Here is a 17,936-nt window from a genome sequence, read left to right as displayed (position 1 = left end):
CCGCAGAGACACAGAGAACGCAGAGAGAAGAGAGAAATACTTGTTTCCTTGCAATCTCCAAAGTAAATTCCTTTTTACCTTTGCGCCTCTGCGTCTTTGCGTGAGACTAATCCCCATCTAAATCCCCAAATTATCCAACCCTAACCCAGACATTCTCCGCGCCTGATCGTCAAAACTAGGGTCAATATTTTGCGCGAGTTTCTCATAATTCAAAGCCTGTTCTTGATTACCCAAGGCTTTAGCAATTATCCCCGCGCGGTAATAAATACCCGCATCTTTTGTACCTAATTGCAAAGCTGCTTGAATATTTTCTTGTGCTGCTGATAATCTTCCAGAACGCAATAACGCCCAAGCTAAAGTATCTAAAGTTTGCGCATCGCTACGAATCTTAATTTCGGCTTCCATCAGGGATAAAGCTTCTGCTGTATCTTGGGGATTATTCTTTTCTAATAACAACCTTGCTAATTCTCTTCTATGTCCAAAAGAACCGTTACTATGTCCTGTTGCATTTTCTTGTCGCAGTAAAATTTCCGCCTGATTTAAAAGTTGATTTGCTTCTACTTCTTTACCTTGTAATTGTTGAAGTTTAGCTTTACCTCGCAATACAGCATGGTCGAAAATAGTAGCTGATTTTTGCGATTTTGGTAACACTTGCGCGTAAAAATTTTCTGCTGTTTGATAATTTCCTTTACGGGTTTCTAGTTCTGCTAAATGCAAAAGTGCTAGAGGATACCTGGGTATAATTCTCAAGGCTTCTTTATACAAGTTTTCTGCTAATTCTAACTGTCCATGTTTGTAGTGAAATTGACCGAGTAATATTCTTGTCCAGGCGGAAGTACCTAGTTCTCCCGGTTCTTCAGCAGCTAAAGCATATTTAAAAGTTTCCAGCGCAGCTTTATCTTGTCCTTGAGCTACTAATACTAAGGCTTGTAGAGTTAAATTACCTTGGGTAGGAATTTTGTTTACAAGGGTATCGGCGGCGATTTTTGCTTGTGGTAATTTGCCCATTGCTAGGTTTGATGTTACCAAGATAGCGAGGGCATTATCGTTATTGGGTTGTTGTTTTAATACTTCTTGGGAAAGGCGAATGGCTTCGGTAAAATCATGTCTCGCTTGGGCGATACGCGCTAATACTATAATTGCTCCCTGATTATTGAATTGTAAATGAGATAAGGAGCGTTGGGCTGCTTGTTCTGCTAATAAATACCAGTTACTTTCTCCTGTGGCTTTAGCCATTTTTAAGTATGTTTGTGCTAAGGCTGTTAAGTTCAAAGCACTATCAGGATTTTGTCGGACTTTTTCTTGGTAAAAAGTAATTTCTTGTTGCAATGTGGCGCGGCGATTTTCTGTACCTGGTAACGATGGTGAGAAGTTGTAGCGGTAAGGTGTTTGTTGTATTTGATGGGGTGTGAGGGTGAAAAAGAGGGTTGTTGCTATTGGTGCTGCAATTAATAGTCCGATAAGTTTTGTAGGGAATTTATAGTGAAAAAGTTGTATTTGGTTCATGGTTTTAACGCAAAGGGGCGCGAAGGGAAACGCAGAGGGGCGCAAAGGGTTTTTATTTGCGTCCTCTGTGTTGTTGATTGAGGGAGGTAATGGTTAAGTTTGGGGAGTGTTGGAGTACTGTCTTAATTGGGTAAAGCTAGATAGGGAAATTGTGGTTCTAATGGTTTGTGTCCTTGAGATGGGTTACCTGGATTACCTTCGTAGGAGACGTTATCTGTAGTTACGGCTCCGTTGGTAAGAACACTGAGGGTAATATCAATGACATCGTCGGTGATTTTCCGTCCGGCGATGGGGCTACCTTTAGCATTGAGGGCATTACCGTATCCACTAGGGATGGTGGTATCTATACGCATGACATCGGGAAGGAAAGCACCAAGGAGAGCATCGGCGCGTTGGTCATTATTACCGAGGGCTTTGAGTGTCTTTTTGGCTTCTGCACCTACGGGTTTAGCGGCAGAACTTAAATCTGCTGTGGGCGGAATGCTATTAAATGCGTTGAGAAAGTCGTTGGTGACTATTAAACCCTCGTTAATTCCAGGTCTGGCGAGGCGTTCAACTTGTTGGAATTTCCCACTCCGATGGTCTTTGAAGGAAATAGTTTCCCAGACATCAAAGGTAGTAGCATCAGTCTGTCCAGCCAATAAAGCACGGGGTATTCTCACGACGATGGAATTAACGTTGTAGCCTTTAGCAAAGTCGAGTGCTTGGTTAGCTGGGCGGAATCCGACAGCCGGGCCGATACCTAAAGCACCTGCACGAACTCTAAAGAATTGTTCGACATCAAAGAAGAAGGGATCTTCGCGCAGTCCAGCAAAGACTTTAACTTTATGGTCGCCTAAAGATAAGTTGTTAATGGTGGGATTGTTCGGATTCACGCTTAGAGGTGTAGTTCTACCTGTGTCGCTTCTCTGACGACCGTTGGTAACTAAGGTAAGTTTAAATTGTTGTTCGCCTCTGTTGTTAGGCTCGTCAAATTGAAAGCGGAGGGTAACATCTTCTTTCCCAGTGGGGGTTGCATCTTTATTACTAACACGGCTAATTTTAAATTCATAGAGGGCATTATTACTAAAATAATACTGTTGCCGAGCAAGCGATCGCGGATTTGTATTCATTACTAATATCAAGTCGTCTTTACGGGCGGCTGGATTCTGATCCTGTTCGCGAAAGACATATAAATCGGTAAGATTGAGGTTACGACCTTTGGTGTCTACTTCACCATCGTCATGGTCGGAAGCTGTGACGTATTTCGGTGCTAAGGTTGCTAAACCTACTGTCAAACTTAAAGCTAACAAACCAATACCCGGAAGGATTTTGATTTTACCAAGACCTAAGCGTTGCCAGAATTTTTGTGTAGTGGTGGCTTGAGTTTTGATGTTTGTGCTGACCATAAAATTGAACTCCGTTGATTTGATGTTTATATATTGCTTGTGGGAAATGCTCACTTAACAGACCAATTACTGCTCACTTTTTGTTTACAGAATCGGATAGGGAAGACGCAATGTCTCAATCAATGATTAATTATCCTTTCTCTGCTACCAGGGAATTTTTTACCTCAAGTTGAGTATTGAGTTTTGCTAAGAATTGTTGTAAAGTTTGTGGTTGCATAAATGACAAATACTCAGAGCCAAAATCAGGCGGTAATAATTCCAATAGCAGCCGATTTTCTAGCCAAAATTCTATAACTGTAAACAATCCATCGCGATCGCATTTTAATGCACGCCAACCTTCACGTTGAGCGATCGCTATAATTTCATCTGCTGGGATAGAAACTGAAATCGCTGCATGAATGGCTGTATATTTGGAAAAATCGGAATTTTGGGCAAAGCTTACTTGTTGTTCTTTATTACCTGGTACAAGTTCAGTACCGCTTGGGTAAACTTCTATTAAAGTTCCCAGTTGATCCAATTTAAAGACAACATAGCTTCCTGGATTAGCAACAAAACGAGCAACTTGACCTTGCCATAATTCACTTAATACTTGAGCCACTTTCAAGGGATTTTCTGCCGGTATGGAAATGTGATGAATCATAAAAATCTGAAGTTCCTAGAAATTGGAGATAAAATATTTGCTGAGTGTGAGTACTAACACTCAAACAAATATTTAAAAACCTCTGTGTTGCTTGAACTACAGAGGTATACGACAAATATTTACGGTTGGATCTGTCTAGAACAAAAAATCATCAAATTTTTTTTCAGTCTTACAGAGAAGGCAATATCAAGCATTTTTATCAAGCCATTTGCTTGATACTTGGTAATGACGAATCTCCTATACCAATCCTATTTCAGTTGTGAAAAATATCGGTTTTGACTGTTGACTGTTGACTGTCAACAACCCTAGATATAAGATTTCACAAATTATCAACGGATGGCGATAAAATTTCATCATCTAAGGAAGTACGCAGAAATAAAGTACAACCATGTAGGGTTTCTGGTTGATGAACGGTTCCTGGTAACGAAGAAATGCGATCGCCACTTTTATATATGTTCTCACCAATGACCAAATCGCCATCTAAAACCACAATCTCTTCCTCACCAGCATGGCGATGTTGGGGAAATTTCACTTTACCGAGACTCCTAACAAAGCACTGTACTTCTCGCTGCTGGGGATCTATTTTCAAAATACCCAATTCTACACCAGGAGTTGGGGCGTATGCTTCCCAAGTCACATTTTGTGCTTGCTGTAATAAGTCTGTTGTCTTATCCTCTGATGCAATTCTCGCAAACAATCTATCTTTAACTTCAGAAGCTAATGGTACAGGAGGCGCTGTATAAGCCAACATTGCGACAACTGACTCATATTCTGCCAATTCTAGTTGGAATTCTGCTAATTGGGCATAATCCGATTCCACCATAGATGCTTCTGCTGCATCTAGGGTGTTTAAAGCATATAGAGATACCAACTCTGACAGGTCTTCTGAGTTCATAAATTTACCTACCTGTCTTTTATTGTAACTACCAAATTTGCATTTACTGTTAAGGCACTACTGCGACATCAGGATATTCGTCATCCATTGAGGTGTGAAACAAGAACATACAACCACCATTGGTATGGGGGCCATGTACTGAACCGGGCTGAGAACGGATGTAATCGCCAGCACCATAAACACGATCGCCAACTATCAAATCACCTGAAAGCATATAGATTTCTTCAACGGCTACATGACGATGTATAGGATAATGAACGCCAGGTTCGGCTCGCAGTAAACCGACAATTTCCCGCTTGATTTCATCGATGTGTAATATAGCCACAGTTACACCAGGGACGCGATGCGATCGCCAATTTAAATCTTGCGATCGCACTGCCAAAAACTCAGGGGGTACAGTCAGATTATTGACAGGTACAGCAGGCGGACTATCTAACTCTAATCGCTCAAATAAACGATTTTTCAAATCCGCCGCCATTGGGATTTGCGGCGCACTGTAGGGAATTGCAGTGACTGCTGATTGATATTCGGCTAATTCTTCGCCTAATTCAGGAAACTTTGCTAATTGCTGCTCAACCCAAGCGTTCTCTGACTCATTCAACATATCCAGAGCATAAAGGGGAGCTAATTCACAAAAGCAGTAGTTTTCAGACTTCATTTGCATTATCAAGTTCTAATTTATTTCCTAACATCAAGCCGCCATACCAATTCTGCATAATCCCAATTACGAATTACGAATTAGAAATTTTCCTCATTATTGAGAATCGACTTTAATTTATTTAATCCTAACCGAATTCTCGTTTTCACTGTCCCTAGAGATATATTTGTCTGTGCGGCAATTTGGCTTTGAGTAAATCCTTGATAATAGGCTAATTCAATGACAATGCGTTGTTCTGGCGGTAACTTATTCATTGCTGTCATCACGCGATCGCGTCGTTCACAAATCCAAGCTTCCTCAAACAAATCTACATTATCTGCTGGCGGTTGAATTTCTATAGCATCCATAGAAAATGTCGTAGATGGACTGCTGCGTTGTATTTTTCTCAGGCGATCGAGAATGCGACTGCGTGCGAGGGTAAATATCCAGGTATCAACTCTGCCTTTTTGCACATCATAGCGTTCCGCAATTCGCCAAACCTGAGCAAAGACATCTAAGACAACTTCTTCACTTTCCTCTCTCGATTGCAGACTTTTAAAAGCGATCGCCTGGATAATTTTGGCATAGCGATCGTAAAGAGCAGAAAGCGCAGATTGATCGCCTTGGGCAATTTTCGTCAACAGTAAAACATCCGCAACAGCTATATTCTCCATCTAGAGATTTTTTTTCGGTATAAAACGGGGTATAACTGCGAAGTATACCGAGCTTTTGACCGATTTCCAACAGTATGGGCATGGGGCATTGGGCATTGGGCATTAATTACTTCTGCTGTACTCCTGTGCTTCCTCTGCTCCCTGTCCCCGGTCGCCGAGCGGAGCCGAGGCGCTGCTCCTCTGCTTCCTCATCCACCCAAAGCCCAAACTAAGAACCTTTCGGTGTAATATAGGGCAATTTGATTGCTGATACCTTGAAAGACACTATCAAAGGAATGTTCTGCCCAAGGAATCTTAATCCAAATAGCGGTGTTACCTTTAGCTTGCAGACGCTGGTATAGTTGCTGACCGAAAATTGGCTTTACGAGATGATCGCGATCGCCATAAATTAATAATGTTGGCGGTAAGTTAGATTTTACATAATTTATAGGGGATGCTAATTTATACTGGGTTTCCACCTCCTCAGGAGAACCACCTAAAAAGGCTGTTAAAACAGCTTTGGTATTGATAGGGTCAGGTGATGGTGGTTCTTTATAGCCTTGTAACAAATTTGTCGGGCCATAATAGTTAACTACTGCGCGAATTGGGGTAGTATCTGGCTGATATGCGGCTAATAGTGCTAAATGCGCTCCCGCAGACCAGCCCATAACCGCAATTCGGCTAGAATCTATTTCGTAATTAGCCGCCTGTTGCAATATAAAATTCAATGCGGCTTGTACATCTTGAATTTGTGCGGGGTAGCGATATTTGGGTGCGTGGCGATAGTCAATTGCCACTACTGTATACCCTTGCGCTGCCATATATTGATTGAATGTGGCTTTTTGCGCTGGTTCGCCACTACGCCATGCGCCACCATAAATAGTGACAATCGCTGGATGCTTACCAGTAGTTAGAGGCTGATAAATTTCGAGATTTAGGGGAGTTCCATCAGCAGCAGCAAAATTTTGTTGATGATGGCGAACTTTGGGTTTTGCAAATCCAGTAAATAAATCAGCTAATACAAAGGGATGGGGGCGTATTTTTGCTTGTAAATCAGCCGTAATTTGCAGATTACTCAATAAAGGTTGCATTTGCGCATCTGCTTGTTTAATTGTGCTAGGTAGCTGTAATAAAGGCAGACTACTGAGTAAAATTCCGCTTAAACTCAAGCCAATTGCAATCCGACGAAGTAAAAGCTGTTTTTTAGCGGTAAATGACAGCAAGAAAGCAATTAAGTTGCCAATTAACAATATAGGGCTGATTTCTGGACTACCCACAGCTAGAGGTAGCAAGGTAAAGTTAGAAGCCGGAATGATAATCCAGCTACTTAAAAATAGTCCGAGTACACTGAGAATTAGCCCTAAACGCGATCGCATATTTTCGCCTGATTTCTTGCTCAAATCAAGTATCAGCCTTAACTCTGCAATTGTGCCAGCATTGCCGCCGGATTCCAATAAGCCCGCATTGATTGAATTTTACCCTCACTGTTGAACTCGAATAAATCAATTCCTTCAAAAGTCACAGCCTGACCATTTTGACCGATACCTCGACCCGTCCATTTAACAGCCGCTTCATTACCATTGATAGAAATAAAATCTTCAGAGAGTTCTACCTTGGTAAACAAAGCTGCTACCCCTTGAAAAAATTCCCGTAGTTGACTATGGCCTTGTAATGCTGGCGCACCTACAGGATCATAACTGACAGTATCTTCGGCAAAACAGACAACCATACCCTCAGCTTTATCGTCAGAACGACTAGCCGCAAAGTATTGCTGAATCACAGCTTGGATAGTTTCTGGAGAAAGAGTAACTTGCACTGACATAGTTGATTGATATTTGAATCATCTAAATAGGAATACGTCGTCTTTCCCTATTTGGATCTCAACTTGGTAAAAAAATAATCCCACACCGGGATTAACTCTGATTCGGGGATCTGACCACCAACAACTTCTCACAGTAATGCTAGAGACTGATACTGATAGGGTTAGTTCACCTGTAAAATTCTTCCTTTATGCTGGCTTTATGTACAACACTTTTCGTTAAAATAAATATATATAGGACTTATGCAATAACTCTTCCAAACCCTCTTTACTTCGTGTTCTTTGCGTGCTTCGCGGTTCGTTTTTTCATGATTTTGCTTAAGTCTTATATATATTAAACGTAAATAACTAATCGAATAGAGCGATTAATACATATTGGTTTTTATTAATACACTTTTATCAAACTGTATCATTTTGATTTTTTCTCATTATCAAAAAACTTAATTTAGCCGCAAAGGTAAAAATCAATTTTGCTGTTTATTACTCGTATACGTTTGATTTTTGGTTATGAAATCGAGAATGCATAAAGGTGTTTCTTTAATCCTTGGTTTAGGTACTGCTTGTACTATTGGCTTGAGTTCTCTTGAGCCAGCCAGTGCAATTCCTTGGGGTCAGCTAATATTTAATGGCGTGCAGTTGTTACAACTGTCCAACATTTCCCCACAGCAAACAGTCGCCCTGGGACAAAATATTCACCAGCAGGTAAAACAAAATTACCGACTGGATTCTAATTCTAAAACCAACGCTTATGTTAATCGCGTTGGTCAACGTTTAGCTAAAGCTAGTAATTGTTCTCAAATTCCTTTTCGCTTTTATGTAGTTCGCGACTCTAGTATTAATGCTTTTGCAACCACAGGTGGCTATGTTTACGTTCACACAGGGCTATTAAATGCGGTGGATAATGAAGACCAACTAGCATCTGTTATCGCTCACGAAATAGCGCATATTTGCAACAATGACTTAATTAATAAGTTAAAACAAACACAACTGGCGCAAGGTGCAGCTTCCCTAGCAGGTTTAGATCAAAGTGCTGTCACCGCTATAGCTTATCAGCTAGCTGTAGACTTACCTAATAGCCGCGAAGCAGAATTTAATGCGGATGATAGGGGATTGCAGTATATGCGCCGGGCTGGGTATAATCCCAAGGCTATGCCTGCATTTTTGCGCAAATTAGTTCGTCAATCTTCTGCACCATCGTTTTTGAGTAGCCATCCAGCAACCCAAGAACGGATTTCGGTGATTGAAAGAAAAATCGCTAATGGTCGATAATCGAGAAATATTCTAGAGAATTTTGCTAATTAGCGATCGCACTTTCAACTATCTTTGATTGTAAAGCTAGTGCGATCGCTTTCATAGCTCAAAATACAGCCTTCCGTAATTTCCCTCAGCCAGATTGGCGAGACATATTATATACTCATTGGCTTGGGTAATACCCCTGAGTCAAGAGGTCAATATATAATGACTAGCAAACAGTTCGCGATCGGCACAGTTGCATTATTTATTACTATTGGCATTATCCATTATCTTGGCTCTGCTAAAGTAACAGCCGCCTGTCCCAGTCCCCTATTAGATGGCGACTTTGAAGAACAAATTAGCCCCACAGTCAGCAGTCCTTGGGTTGCTGACGGTAACATAACTGTTGATTTAGCAGCAGGAAATAGCAATTCCGGCAAAAATAATATTTCTATGCGCAATTTTACAGGCTGGAATAGTATTAGTCAGCGCATTAAATTACAGCCAAATACTGAATATGAATTAAAAGCCTACGTGCGCACATCTGAAAATATCACAGATGGTTCCTTTGGACTGCGAGATGCCAATCAGAAACCATTTATAGAAATAAAATTTGGCAGATTACCTCAATATCTACCCTTAACCCTCCGATTCGTCACCGGTAGTGAATCTGATTACAACATCGTCACCGGATTCTGGGCTTTAAGTCAAGATAGCTGGGTTCAGGTAGATAACTATACCCTCACAGGTGGAACTTGCAAGCAGGAGCAACAGGGTATTGGGGGACAAGGGAGATTAAGATGAAAATTGTAGAGACGCGATTAATCGCGTCTCTGCCCAATGCCCACTCGCCCTGAGCGTTCGCGTAGCGTCTCGTAGAGAAGCCGAAGGGATGCCCCATGCCCCACTATCAAACTTTACCCGCCAAATTAATCAACTGTTTAAAATTGACTAAATAAATAATATTATTAATATCGTCAATTTCTATCCAGCCTTTCTCATCCAGCTTGTCCATAATTTTGCTGGTTTCCTCAACACTAATTTCTGTGACTTCTGCTAAATCTTTAACGGGAATATTAAAAATTTCTCGTCCCTTTTCAGATTTTTGTCCGTAATTTTCACCTAAACTTACTAAAGTTTGGGCTAGTTTAACTGCTGGAGGTGAAGAGCGCATTTGCAAGCGGAGGTTGATTTGTCGTACTCGTCGCACCATTAGTTGTAACATGCGGTGATGCAAATGCGGGTCTTTAAATAAGATTTGAATAAAACGTTCGCGAGAAACACTCAGCAATTTTACAGGCGAAAGAGCAATTACATCAGTTGAACGCGGAGATTCATCTAAAACAGCCATTTCTCCAAAAAAATCACCGCGACCTAAAATAGCTAGAGCGACGGAATTATCTCCGGATGTGCGCCGGACTTTTACCCAACCAGAAACCACGAAGTAAACAGCATTTCCCCAAGCATCTTCCATTAAAACGGCTCTTTCTGCTGGGTATTCGTGTTCAATCGCAACGTTTAACAGCCATTCTAAAGTTTGAGGATTGGCTGTACTTAGTAAGGGGAAAAGTTCACTAAAAACCTCAGTATGCATGAAATATCTGTAAAAAATAGATTTACGAGGAGAACATTAGAGCGGATATGATAATTTTTCACACAGCAATCAACTACTGAATACGGTAAAAATACGATGAGAAATTTATTGAGAATAATTAGGTGTTTATCCTATTTTTTTAATCCAACAAGACAGGGAAACTTAAAATCTCAGTTTTAATCTGAGGATTCTTGATGAAAAATTGAGGCATGAAAAATTAGTATTTAGGTCTAATATTCTAGTACAACATAACAATTATGTAGACAATCGAAATCAGCGTTTTTACTGACAAATTAAAATGTTAATTACTGTTGTTAACTATTTTCTAGGCAGATGAGTATCTGCTGCTAGAATATTGAGTTGTTTGTCTAAATTTTCTACTATTTTAGTGATGGCAGCTATAGCTTTTAATTGCTCAGATTGATTGGTATTGTTAATTAGCAAGCGTTTTTCTAGTTCGTGTAACTTAAAGCTGAGTTTTTGCGCCATGACCAAGGTATCGCGGCTGAGGCGACTTAACTGTTGCTGTTGATAAAATTTTAAGGCTGCTCCCCGCAATACTTGTAATGTTGCTTCTTCACCATAAATTCCCGGCATCAATCGTAAGCGTAACAATAAATTGTCATTTCTATATTTACATTCCTTCTCTACCTGTTTTGCTTCTGAAATCGTGGTTAAGGGTACATCAGCAAATTTCTTGAACTCATTAATAATGCTCTGGAAAACATCAAGAGAGAGATTTTCGACTACTGATTGTAAAATTCCGTTATCGCTCCAGAGTATTCTCCCTTGGTTATGCTGTCTTTCCAAATACAAGCGACCTATTCCCCCGCGCAAGACTCTGGCTAATAATTGTTCTAGTAATTTTCTCGGTGGTAGGTGAGTTAGTAGTTCTAGGGGTCTGGATATCTCTGAAGTTTGTAATGGTGAGACACTGAGGTTATTTGGCGCGATAATCTCCGTAGTCTTTTTATATTCACTCTCTTGCGGCTTAGTTATGCTAGGTTGAGACACAGGAGGGCGATTTTCTTTTACAGGTAAATCTACTTTGTGCAAAGAAGCAGGGGGAGTTTCTACTTCTGTCTCAATGTAGGTAGTGGCATAGGTATTAATTTGCTCTGTTGGCTCTATTGGCGGAACAGGGTTATTATTAGCGTTGGAGTTAGCTTGTGGCTGCTGTGGTTGAGGATTTAGGGAAGATGTATTTTTGTAGCTGAGGTAGTTTGAAAGGGTAGACTGGTGAATCTCCTTAGGAATTGTCAGACTCACCATTGTTAACTTCATATAAGAAAAAATTCGGTTAACGTAATCTAATGCTTCTGTGTCTTCTACATTCACCATACCGAGTATGAGTTGATTGCTTTTTAACTCTAAGGGTAAAATTTGGTGATATAGGCAAACTTCTAAGGACAATAAATTATCTATTAACGAAAATATCCGCTCGCGATCGCTCAGTAACTGGTCAATATTAGTGAGTTTTGTTTCCCCTGTAATTGGCGTGTTCGCTTTGTTATCAGTAAAATTGCCTTCTGAAGACAACATAAGATGTATTTAAGACTTTTTTTATTTGCTTATCCTTCTATTGTGCGTCTTAGTTAGGTTTTAGTAAATAAAGATGCTTTATAAATGTTAGCACTAGTTAAATTAACGACAAATTTTTAGTGAAAATCAGAATATACAAATTAATTTTTTGTAAAGTAGATAGGGATGTTGTCTTAGTTAAATCTGGGATTGTGGATTGGGGATAAATCCCAAATCCAAAATCTACAACTCAACACTGTTAGGTTTGGTAATACTTAATATTAAGTGTTTCTATATGTTAAATAGATAACTTTTAATATCAGTATTATTTCAGGATTTCATCTGAGATATCATGATGACTCCTGAGTTCTTAAAGCTTGAGCAGCGAGATAGACTTTGGCCCATTCTCCCATCACCTGATGGGTTTTAAGTTTTAATTGTTGAGCTGTGGTTTCAATGGAGTTACCAGCTTTGCGCAAATCTAAAATCTGCTGTCCCTGATGAGACAATTTCTCATAAAGTTGCTGCCATTGATTAGGTGTTAACCCCAGGTTGTGTTCTTCCAAGGAAATTGCTAACCAATTATCTACCAGTTCTGGTTTACCTTTGAGGGCAAACACGCGCACAGCATGGTAGCTGATTTTTTCGCGCAATCTGTAGACTTCTTTAATCTGCTTGTTGAGGACTTTGGCAATTTCGTCTTGAGACTTACCTTGGAGATACAGCCGCAGCCATTCTACTGCTTCGGTGCCGAGATTTTCTTGTAAATATACTTCAAATTCTTGTTGTACGGACTGACGCAGGATTTGTTGCTGTTCTAGTTCTTGTGCTTCTTCATATTCCGCGATCGCTTGACTATCAACCAAGTTAATTCGATTATCGCTGTCATCTGTGAGGATTTCCTCGGAAACTAGGCGAATCAAGTCGCTGCTGGGTACTTGAGTTAAGCCTCCCCGTTGAGTCCGGCGCAGGTAATTGACAAAGCGATAAACTAGCAAGGGTTGATTGCGCACTGGACGCAAGCAATATTCCTCGATGCTGGCGAATAATAAAGTATCTCTTAACCTGCGATCGGTGGTAATTTCCGCGATACAGGACATTTGGTCTTGAATGTAAGAATCGCTTTGTAATAATTCTTGAATGATTTCTTGTAGTACATCAATGACACTACGTTGGCGATCGCGGCTTAAAGATACCCAAGTTTGAATTTTGTTCCTTAAGGTCATTAAGCTGGCTAATCTGGAGATGAGGTTACGATAGGCGCGTTCCCTACCTGTACCCAAGTAACGTTGCAACAAAATCCGGTAACGATATTCCATCGCTTGCTTGGCAATCTCAAGCTCTTTGGGATTAAGCATATCAAAGCGCTGGTTATCGCGCCCCAACAACCACAAGACTATGCTTTCTCTGGCTGTTTGACTTTGTTGTGGACAATCACTCACAAGACGTTGTCGCCAATATTGTGCCAGTTTGTTGGCTTCTGTTGCCATAGTGAGATTGTACTCCTCAAAACCCTGTTTTAAAGTTTGCATTACAACCCCCATTTTTCGCACTTAATTTATTAACTGGCAGCTGCCCCTAACTGAATCTTCTGGTTGAAGATTTTTTAGTGATTCCATTTTTTATTACGTCTCAAAGGACTAAACTTATGCAGAAAATATCCTTTGCTAGTTTTCACTTTTGATTGCCAACTGCGGAAAACCCAACTATTCAAGGAATTTTTCTCTGATTTGCAAATTATAAATTTTTGTAAATTTAATAAATTCACATTCGAGAAAAGCAACCTGCGCAGTGTATGTAAATTAATATACACCTTTTTTAAGCGGGGTTAAGAAAAGCTGACATGGTGGACGCGATCGCCAGAGCAAATAAAATTCACCTCAAATCCAGACGTAGTTTGATACATATAAGTTTCAGATTTCCAGCATATCTGTGTGATAATCTCAGCATTTTTTAACTCTCTTCTATCATTTTGGCAACTTAATTTTATTTTTCGGCAAGATATACAACCATTATCTAATAGGATTATTGACTATTTAATAGTACCCATGAGGGTAATATCTGGAGCGATGGCGATAATTTTCTCATAAATAAAGCTTTTCTTGAGGTTTTCCTAATTTTGTGACCCCATCAATATTACATTGGGTTGCTATGTGTATTTCACATACGATGACAAAACTTATACCAACTCAAGGAACTACTAATACAAATAACTTTCTCTGGGTTGTTGACTGTTGACTGTTGACTGTTGACTGTTGACTGTTGACTGTTGACTGTTGACAGGCCTTATTAGTAGTTATGCAATTTAGATGAAAAACATTGGTAATAAATATGTCAAGACATGATTAATTGCGTCTTGGCAAGAGTGAATTGTCAAGGCGCAGCTGGTAATATTTTGTTTCTAGTTGGAGCTAAAGACGATAAATCTCAATCTAGCGACTGTTTGACGATCTGATAATTGGATTTTCCACAGATTCTCTGTACTGTTGTACGGCATCGGTGTAGCCAATAGGTAGAACAGCTTCAACGTTTTCATGGGGTCTGGGAATAATCACCCAAGATTCCAGGGTACCACCATAAACATTTTCAGCAGCTTCTACACCAGCTGCCATAGCGGTTTTAACTTCAGAGACATCGCCACGAATATTGACTGTAAAACGAGCGCTACCAACCCGGATATACCCCACCAAGGTAACACGACCCGCTTTGACCATTGCATCTGCTGCTGCTAACACAGCAGGAAAACCCTTAGTTTCTAGCGCTCCAACTGCCTGTAATGACATTAAAAAATCTCCTGTAGGAATAAACTTAGGTGGTGTTACAAGTTAATTGTACGAAGCTTCGCTACCAATTTTAATGGCAAACTTGTTTAGAACATACGGAAGGGTTCAGAGTCTTCCGTAAAGTGGATAGGAAGTATAGTTTCCACATTCTCTGGGGGATTGGGGACAATGTAATGGGTAATGACTGTACCCTCCTTTACCTGTTCACCTGCGGCAATTCCTGCTTCCACAGCTGTTCTGACTTCAGCAACATGTCCCCGAACTGCAACTAGCAAACGAGCGCTTTCTGCTTGGCCATAATACACCAGTGTGACTGCTGCTGATTTTACCATTGCATCTGCTGCCGCCAACACCGAAGGAAAACCTAAGGTTTCTATTACGCCAACCGCCATTGGCATGGCTAGATTCTCCTGAGCTAAATATAAGTGATATCAATTGTACGAGGCTTTAGTCCCAATTTTGACATTTGCCTCAACTTTCTTGGATACTTAGTCATTGGGCATGGGGCATGGGGCATTGGGCATTGGTCATGAACTACGCACGCTGTTTAATTTGTCAGGCAACTAGCTGCATTGAACCCAAAACTATGAGGAGTTGTGACTAATGAGTGCGCCGTTAATAATATCTCTCCTTGAGGAGTTATTACAAGTCCCTGAGCTTCTATAATTCTTTGGGAGGTTTGCAATGGTAAATTTCCAGAACTAGGAGTTAGCAAAGAGCGATCGCTCTTTATTGCAATCGGAACTGTTTGGATATCTTCTAAAACTGTGTCACTCTCCAATATTACCTCTGGATTTTGGGGTAAACCGCCTTGTCCAGTCACAATGAAGCGGTTAAATTCACTAGGTTGATTCTGTCCGCAACCTTGAGTAATTAATGATGAAATATCTTTTGGCTCAACAGGTAATGCCACAATTCCTTTGCTAGGATCGACTGCCAAAGTTTTGATTTCTACACCACCATTTAGCCCAAATACAGAACTAACTGTAATATCGCTTTTAGCAGTTAGTTGGGGACGTAATTCCAGACCGAATATACCTTGAGTTGTAATTTGAACGTTTCCACCTTGACCTTGAAATGCATTGGCGATAATGTCGCTATTTTCTAATCCCACAATCACCGATGCATGAATTGACAAATTACCACCATTACCTTTACCCGCAGCACTAGCCGCAATCAGGCTATTGTGACCCATTAGCAAATTATCTCGTAAGTTTAATTTGATATTGCCTCCATTTCCAGAAATAGTTGAGGCGCTAATTGTGCCTTGGTTATCCATAAAAATCGAGTTGCTATTAATCTGTAAATCTCCTGCATTACCAGGGCCATCAGTTTTGACAGTTACCAGTGCCCCATTAGTAATACGTAATAATGGGGTGTTAATTGTCAAAGCACTTGCATCTCCAGTGGGAATGAGTGGTACTCCATAAATAGCTCGAAAAACTGGGTCAGTAATCTCAGATCCAGAAGCAATCCGACTAGATGAGATCGATCCAGAGGCCCGACCACTGACTTCTATGAAATCTAAAGCATTAACCGTCACCTTCCCTGATGAACCCTGATTCATGCTGGCAGATCCTAAAGAGCCGCCATCTCGAATGACTAATTTGGATGTTGTAACTACTACATCAGCAGCATTACCAGCACTAAAGGTAGTCGAACTGATTGTGCTAGGTATGAACGTTATCGGGTTATTACCAGCAATTTCAATTGAGTCTTTGACATCGATCTGTATCCTTGCAGCCTGTCCAGAACTTACAGTCAGAGAACTAAGAATACCCCCATTGCTAATTCTTAAGTTTGCCGATGAAACGTTAATATCACCTGCATTAGCGGCGTTACGTGTCAGCGTTAAAATTGAGGAAGGAGTAGAAGGATTTCTAGAGACAAAACCATTAATGTCAATCAAGCCTTGAGCATTGATTATAATATTGCCACTGGGTGCTGGAGTGAAAGCCGCAGTTTCAATTTGTGCGCCATCTTGCAGGGTAAGTTGATTCGCCCAAACCACAATATCGCCTATGCGCCCTAATCCCAAGTTTTCCAATTTAATTATACTGCCCAGCTTTTTGTCAGAGGTATTGCCTGTCAAATTTAAAGATTCTGTAGCATAGATGGTAATTCCTTGTGATTGTCTCCCCAGGTTTTGGATCGCCACATTAGATCCATCACTCAAGTTGATATTTTGCCCCTGTAGTTGAATTGAGCCATTATTACCACTGGCATTTAGCAGGGATTGTTGTGCTAGATGAATATGATTAAATTGCTGCACTTTTGAATAGTTTCCCTCCCATCCGGTAACTGTGGGATTAATACTGACTTCCCCCTTTTGAACACTCCCTATTTCTAGATGTCCGCCGCCATCAACTTCCACAAGTCCACCAGAAAAATTTACTTGGTTGCCAATCAGTGCCAAGGTATTTTTGGCTTGAATTTGTAACCCCGTATGGTTGTTAATTAGTTGGGGATATCCAAAGATTTCACTTTTACTTGTAATTTGATGACCCGCCCCTTCAACAGCAATCAAACCTGAATTTTGTCCCATTTGCAAGCCTATTGGTAAACTTACTGTCAATAGGGGCGAAGTATGAGGATTAGTAGCGCTAAATTCCACACCATCAGCAAACTTAATACTATTTGCTGTAGTTCCTACAAACGAACCGCCAATATTCAATGAGGCATTTTCCCGAAACACAATACCCGCAGGATTTATCAAGAACAAACTCACAGGATGATTACTATTGAGAGTTTGAATTAACCCATTAATATCGGAAATTTTGCCACCTGTAACTCGACTAAATATAGTTTTAATATTTGGTGTATTAATTAAATCGAAAGTTGCTGAACCATTCTGAGGAATCGAAAAATTACTAAAACTGTGGAATAAATTATTACCTTTTTCAATACCATTAAGAATAGTGACATTATTCCCATTTTGCTGAACTAAAGTGTTAGTAGTACCGTCTGATGTCACCTGCGCGATCGCCACTTGGTTATTCTCTGGATTGAATAACACACTTATTAATATCAATAGCAACGGTACTACTTTCATCAGCGATCGCTTTCTTTATCTGACTCTAGTTATTGTTCCCATTCTCTGATTCAATATATCCCTCTTGAGGAACTAGTCATAAATCTCGCTAATGCTTTCACTGAAGCTTAACAAAAGCCTCACACATAATTCATCTCCAGAGCCTACAGGTGAGCTTGTGAGCCTTTAGGCTGTCTCAAGTAAAACTTAAATTATGCAAATAATAAGCTGCTGTG

Annotated in this window: 16 protein-coding genes; 2 read left to right on the top strand and 14 right to left on the bottom strand. The window is 40.3% G+C overall.

Going from position 1 to position 17,936, the window contains the following annotated elements:
* Positions 1-117 precede the first annotated feature (117 nt).
* The 8 genes from AACW45_RS09615 to AACW45_RS09580 all read right to left on the bottom strand — a co-directional run bounded on the left by AACW45_RS09615 (position 118) and on the right by AACW45_RS09580 (position 7,541).
* The gene (locus tag AACW45_RS09615; RefSeq protein ID WP_190632773.1) at positions 118-1,506 is read right to left on the bottom strand and encodes a tetratricopeptide repeat protein; all 1,389 of its coding nucleotides are present in this window, start codon (positions 1,504-1,506) and stop codon (positions 118-120) included.
* 122 nt (positions 1,507-1,628) lie between these two features.
* Positions 1,629-2,894 (bottom strand): DUF4331 domain-containing protein, encoded by a 1,266-nt coding sequence (locus AACW45_RS09610; protein ID WP_190632772.1) that lies wholly within the window; start codon positions 2,892-2,894, stop codon positions 1,629-1,631.
* 130 nt (positions 2,895-3,024) lie between these two features.
* Positions 3,025-3,534 carry a hypothetical protein gene (locus AACW45_RS09605; protein WP_190632771.1) on the bottom strand — a complete coding sequence of 170 codons (510 nt, stop codon included), beginning with the start codon at positions 3,532-3,534 and terminating at the stop codon, positions 3,025-3,027.
* A 319-nt stretch (positions 3,535-3,853) separates the two neighbouring features.
* Complete coding sequence (locus AACW45_RS09600) at positions 3,854-4,429, bottom strand: cupin domain-containing protein (protein ID WP_190632770.1); 576 nt, start codon at positions 4,427-4,429, stop codon at positions 3,854-3,856.
* A 49-nt stretch (positions 4,430-4,478) separates the two neighbouring features.
* Positions 4,479-5,087: a cupin domain-containing protein gene (locus tag AACW45_RS09595; RefSeq protein ID WP_190632769.1), complete on the bottom strand. Its 609-nt coding sequence runs from the start codon at positions 5,085-5,087 to the stop codon at positions 4,479-4,481.
* 80 nt (positions 5,088-5,167) lie between these two features.
* Positions 5,168-5,740 carry a sigma-70 family RNA polymerase sigma factor gene (locus AACW45_RS09590; protein WP_190632768.1) on the bottom strand — a complete coding sequence of 191 codons (573 nt, stop codon included), beginning with the start codon at positions 5,738-5,740 and terminating at the stop codon, positions 5,168-5,170.
* A gap of 188 nt (positions 5,741-5,928) precedes the next feature.
* Positions 5,929-7,119: an alpha/beta hydrolase gene (locus AACW45_RS09585; protein WP_242045503.1), complete on the bottom strand. Its 1,191-nt coding sequence runs from the start codon at positions 7,117-7,119 to the stop codon at positions 5,929-5,931.
* 14 nt (positions 7,120-7,133) lie between these two features.
* A complete protein-coding gene (locus tag AACW45_RS09580) occupies positions 7,134-7,541 on the bottom strand; it encodes a nuclear transport factor 2 family protein (RefSeq protein ID WP_190632767.1) in 408 nt (135 codons plus the stop codon).
* A gap of 504 nt (positions 7,542-8,045) precedes the next feature.
* Here AACW45_RS09580 and AACW45_RS09575 point away from each other — a divergent pair.
* Together AACW45_RS09575 and AACW45_RS09570 are read left to right on the top strand one after the other, a co-directional pair.
* Complete coding sequence (locus AACW45_RS09575) at positions 8,046-8,807, top strand: M48 family metallopeptidase (protein ID WP_190632766.1); 762 nt, start codon at positions 8,046-8,048, stop codon at positions 8,805-8,807.
* Between the two features lie 189 nt (positions 8,808-8,996).
* Positions 8,997-9,575: a hypothetical protein gene (locus AACW45_RS09570; protein WP_190632765.1), complete on the top strand. Its 579-nt coding sequence runs from the start codon at positions 8,997-8,999 to the stop codon at positions 9,573-9,575.
* A gap of 106 nt (positions 9,576-9,681) precedes the next feature.
* On the opposite strand, the gene AACW45_RS09565 is transcribed toward AACW45_RS09570, so the two are convergent.
* The 6 genes from AACW45_RS09565 to AACW45_RS09540 all read right to left on the bottom strand — a co-directional run bounded on the left by AACW45_RS09565 (position 9,682) and on the right by AACW45_RS09540 (position 17,721).
* Positions 9,682-10,365 carry a Crp/Fnr family transcriptional regulator gene (locus AACW45_RS09565; RefSeq protein ID WP_190550135.1) on the bottom strand — a complete coding sequence of 228 codons (684 nt, stop codon included), beginning with the start codon at positions 10,363-10,365 and terminating at the stop codon, positions 9,682-9,684.
* A 318-nt stretch (positions 10,366-10,683) separates the two neighbouring features.
* On the bottom strand, positions 10,684-11,907 hold the full coding sequence (locus AACW45_RS09560) for a GspE/PulE/PilB domain-containing protein (RefSeq protein WP_190632764.1): 1,224 nt from the start codon (positions 11,905-11,907) through the stop codon (positions 10,684-10,686).
* Between the two features lie 329 nt (positions 11,908-12,236).
* Positions 12,237-13,430, bottom strand: a complete 1,194-nt coding sequence (locus AACW45_RS09555) for a HetZ-related protein 2 (protein ID WP_190632763.1) — start codon at positions 13,428-13,430, stop codon at positions 12,237-12,239.
* Between the two features lie 888 nt (positions 13,431-14,318).
* Positions 14,319-14,669, bottom strand: coding sequence for a carbon dioxide-concentrating mechanism protein CcmK (locus tag AACW45_RS09550; protein ID WP_096647481.1), 351 nt, complete (start codon positions 14,667-14,669; stop codon positions 14,319-14,321).
* A gap of 86 nt (positions 14,670-14,755) precedes the next feature.
* Positions 14,756-15,067, bottom strand: coding sequence for a carbon dioxide-concentrating mechanism protein CcmK (locus AACW45_RS09545; RefSeq protein WP_096647480.1), 312 nt, complete (start codon positions 15,065-15,067; stop codon positions 14,756-14,758).
* Between the two features lie 149 nt (positions 15,068-15,216).
* A complete protein-coding gene (locus tag AACW45_RS09540; protein ID WP_190632762.1) occupies positions 15,217-17,721 on the bottom strand; it encodes a two-partner secretion domain-containing protein in 2,505 nt (834 codons plus the stop codon).
* Between the last annotated feature and the right edge of the window lie 215 nt (positions 17,722-17,936).

The sequence above is a fragment of the Calothrix sp. FACHB-168 genome, from assembly GCF_963889195.1.
GTDB lineage: Bacteria > Cyanobacteriota > Cyanobacteriia > Cyanobacteriales > Nostocaceae > Aulosira > Aulosira anomala_A.
The sequence above is the reverse complement of the archived record's forward strand: the minus strand, read 5'-3'. Positions and strand labels throughout refer to the sequence as shown.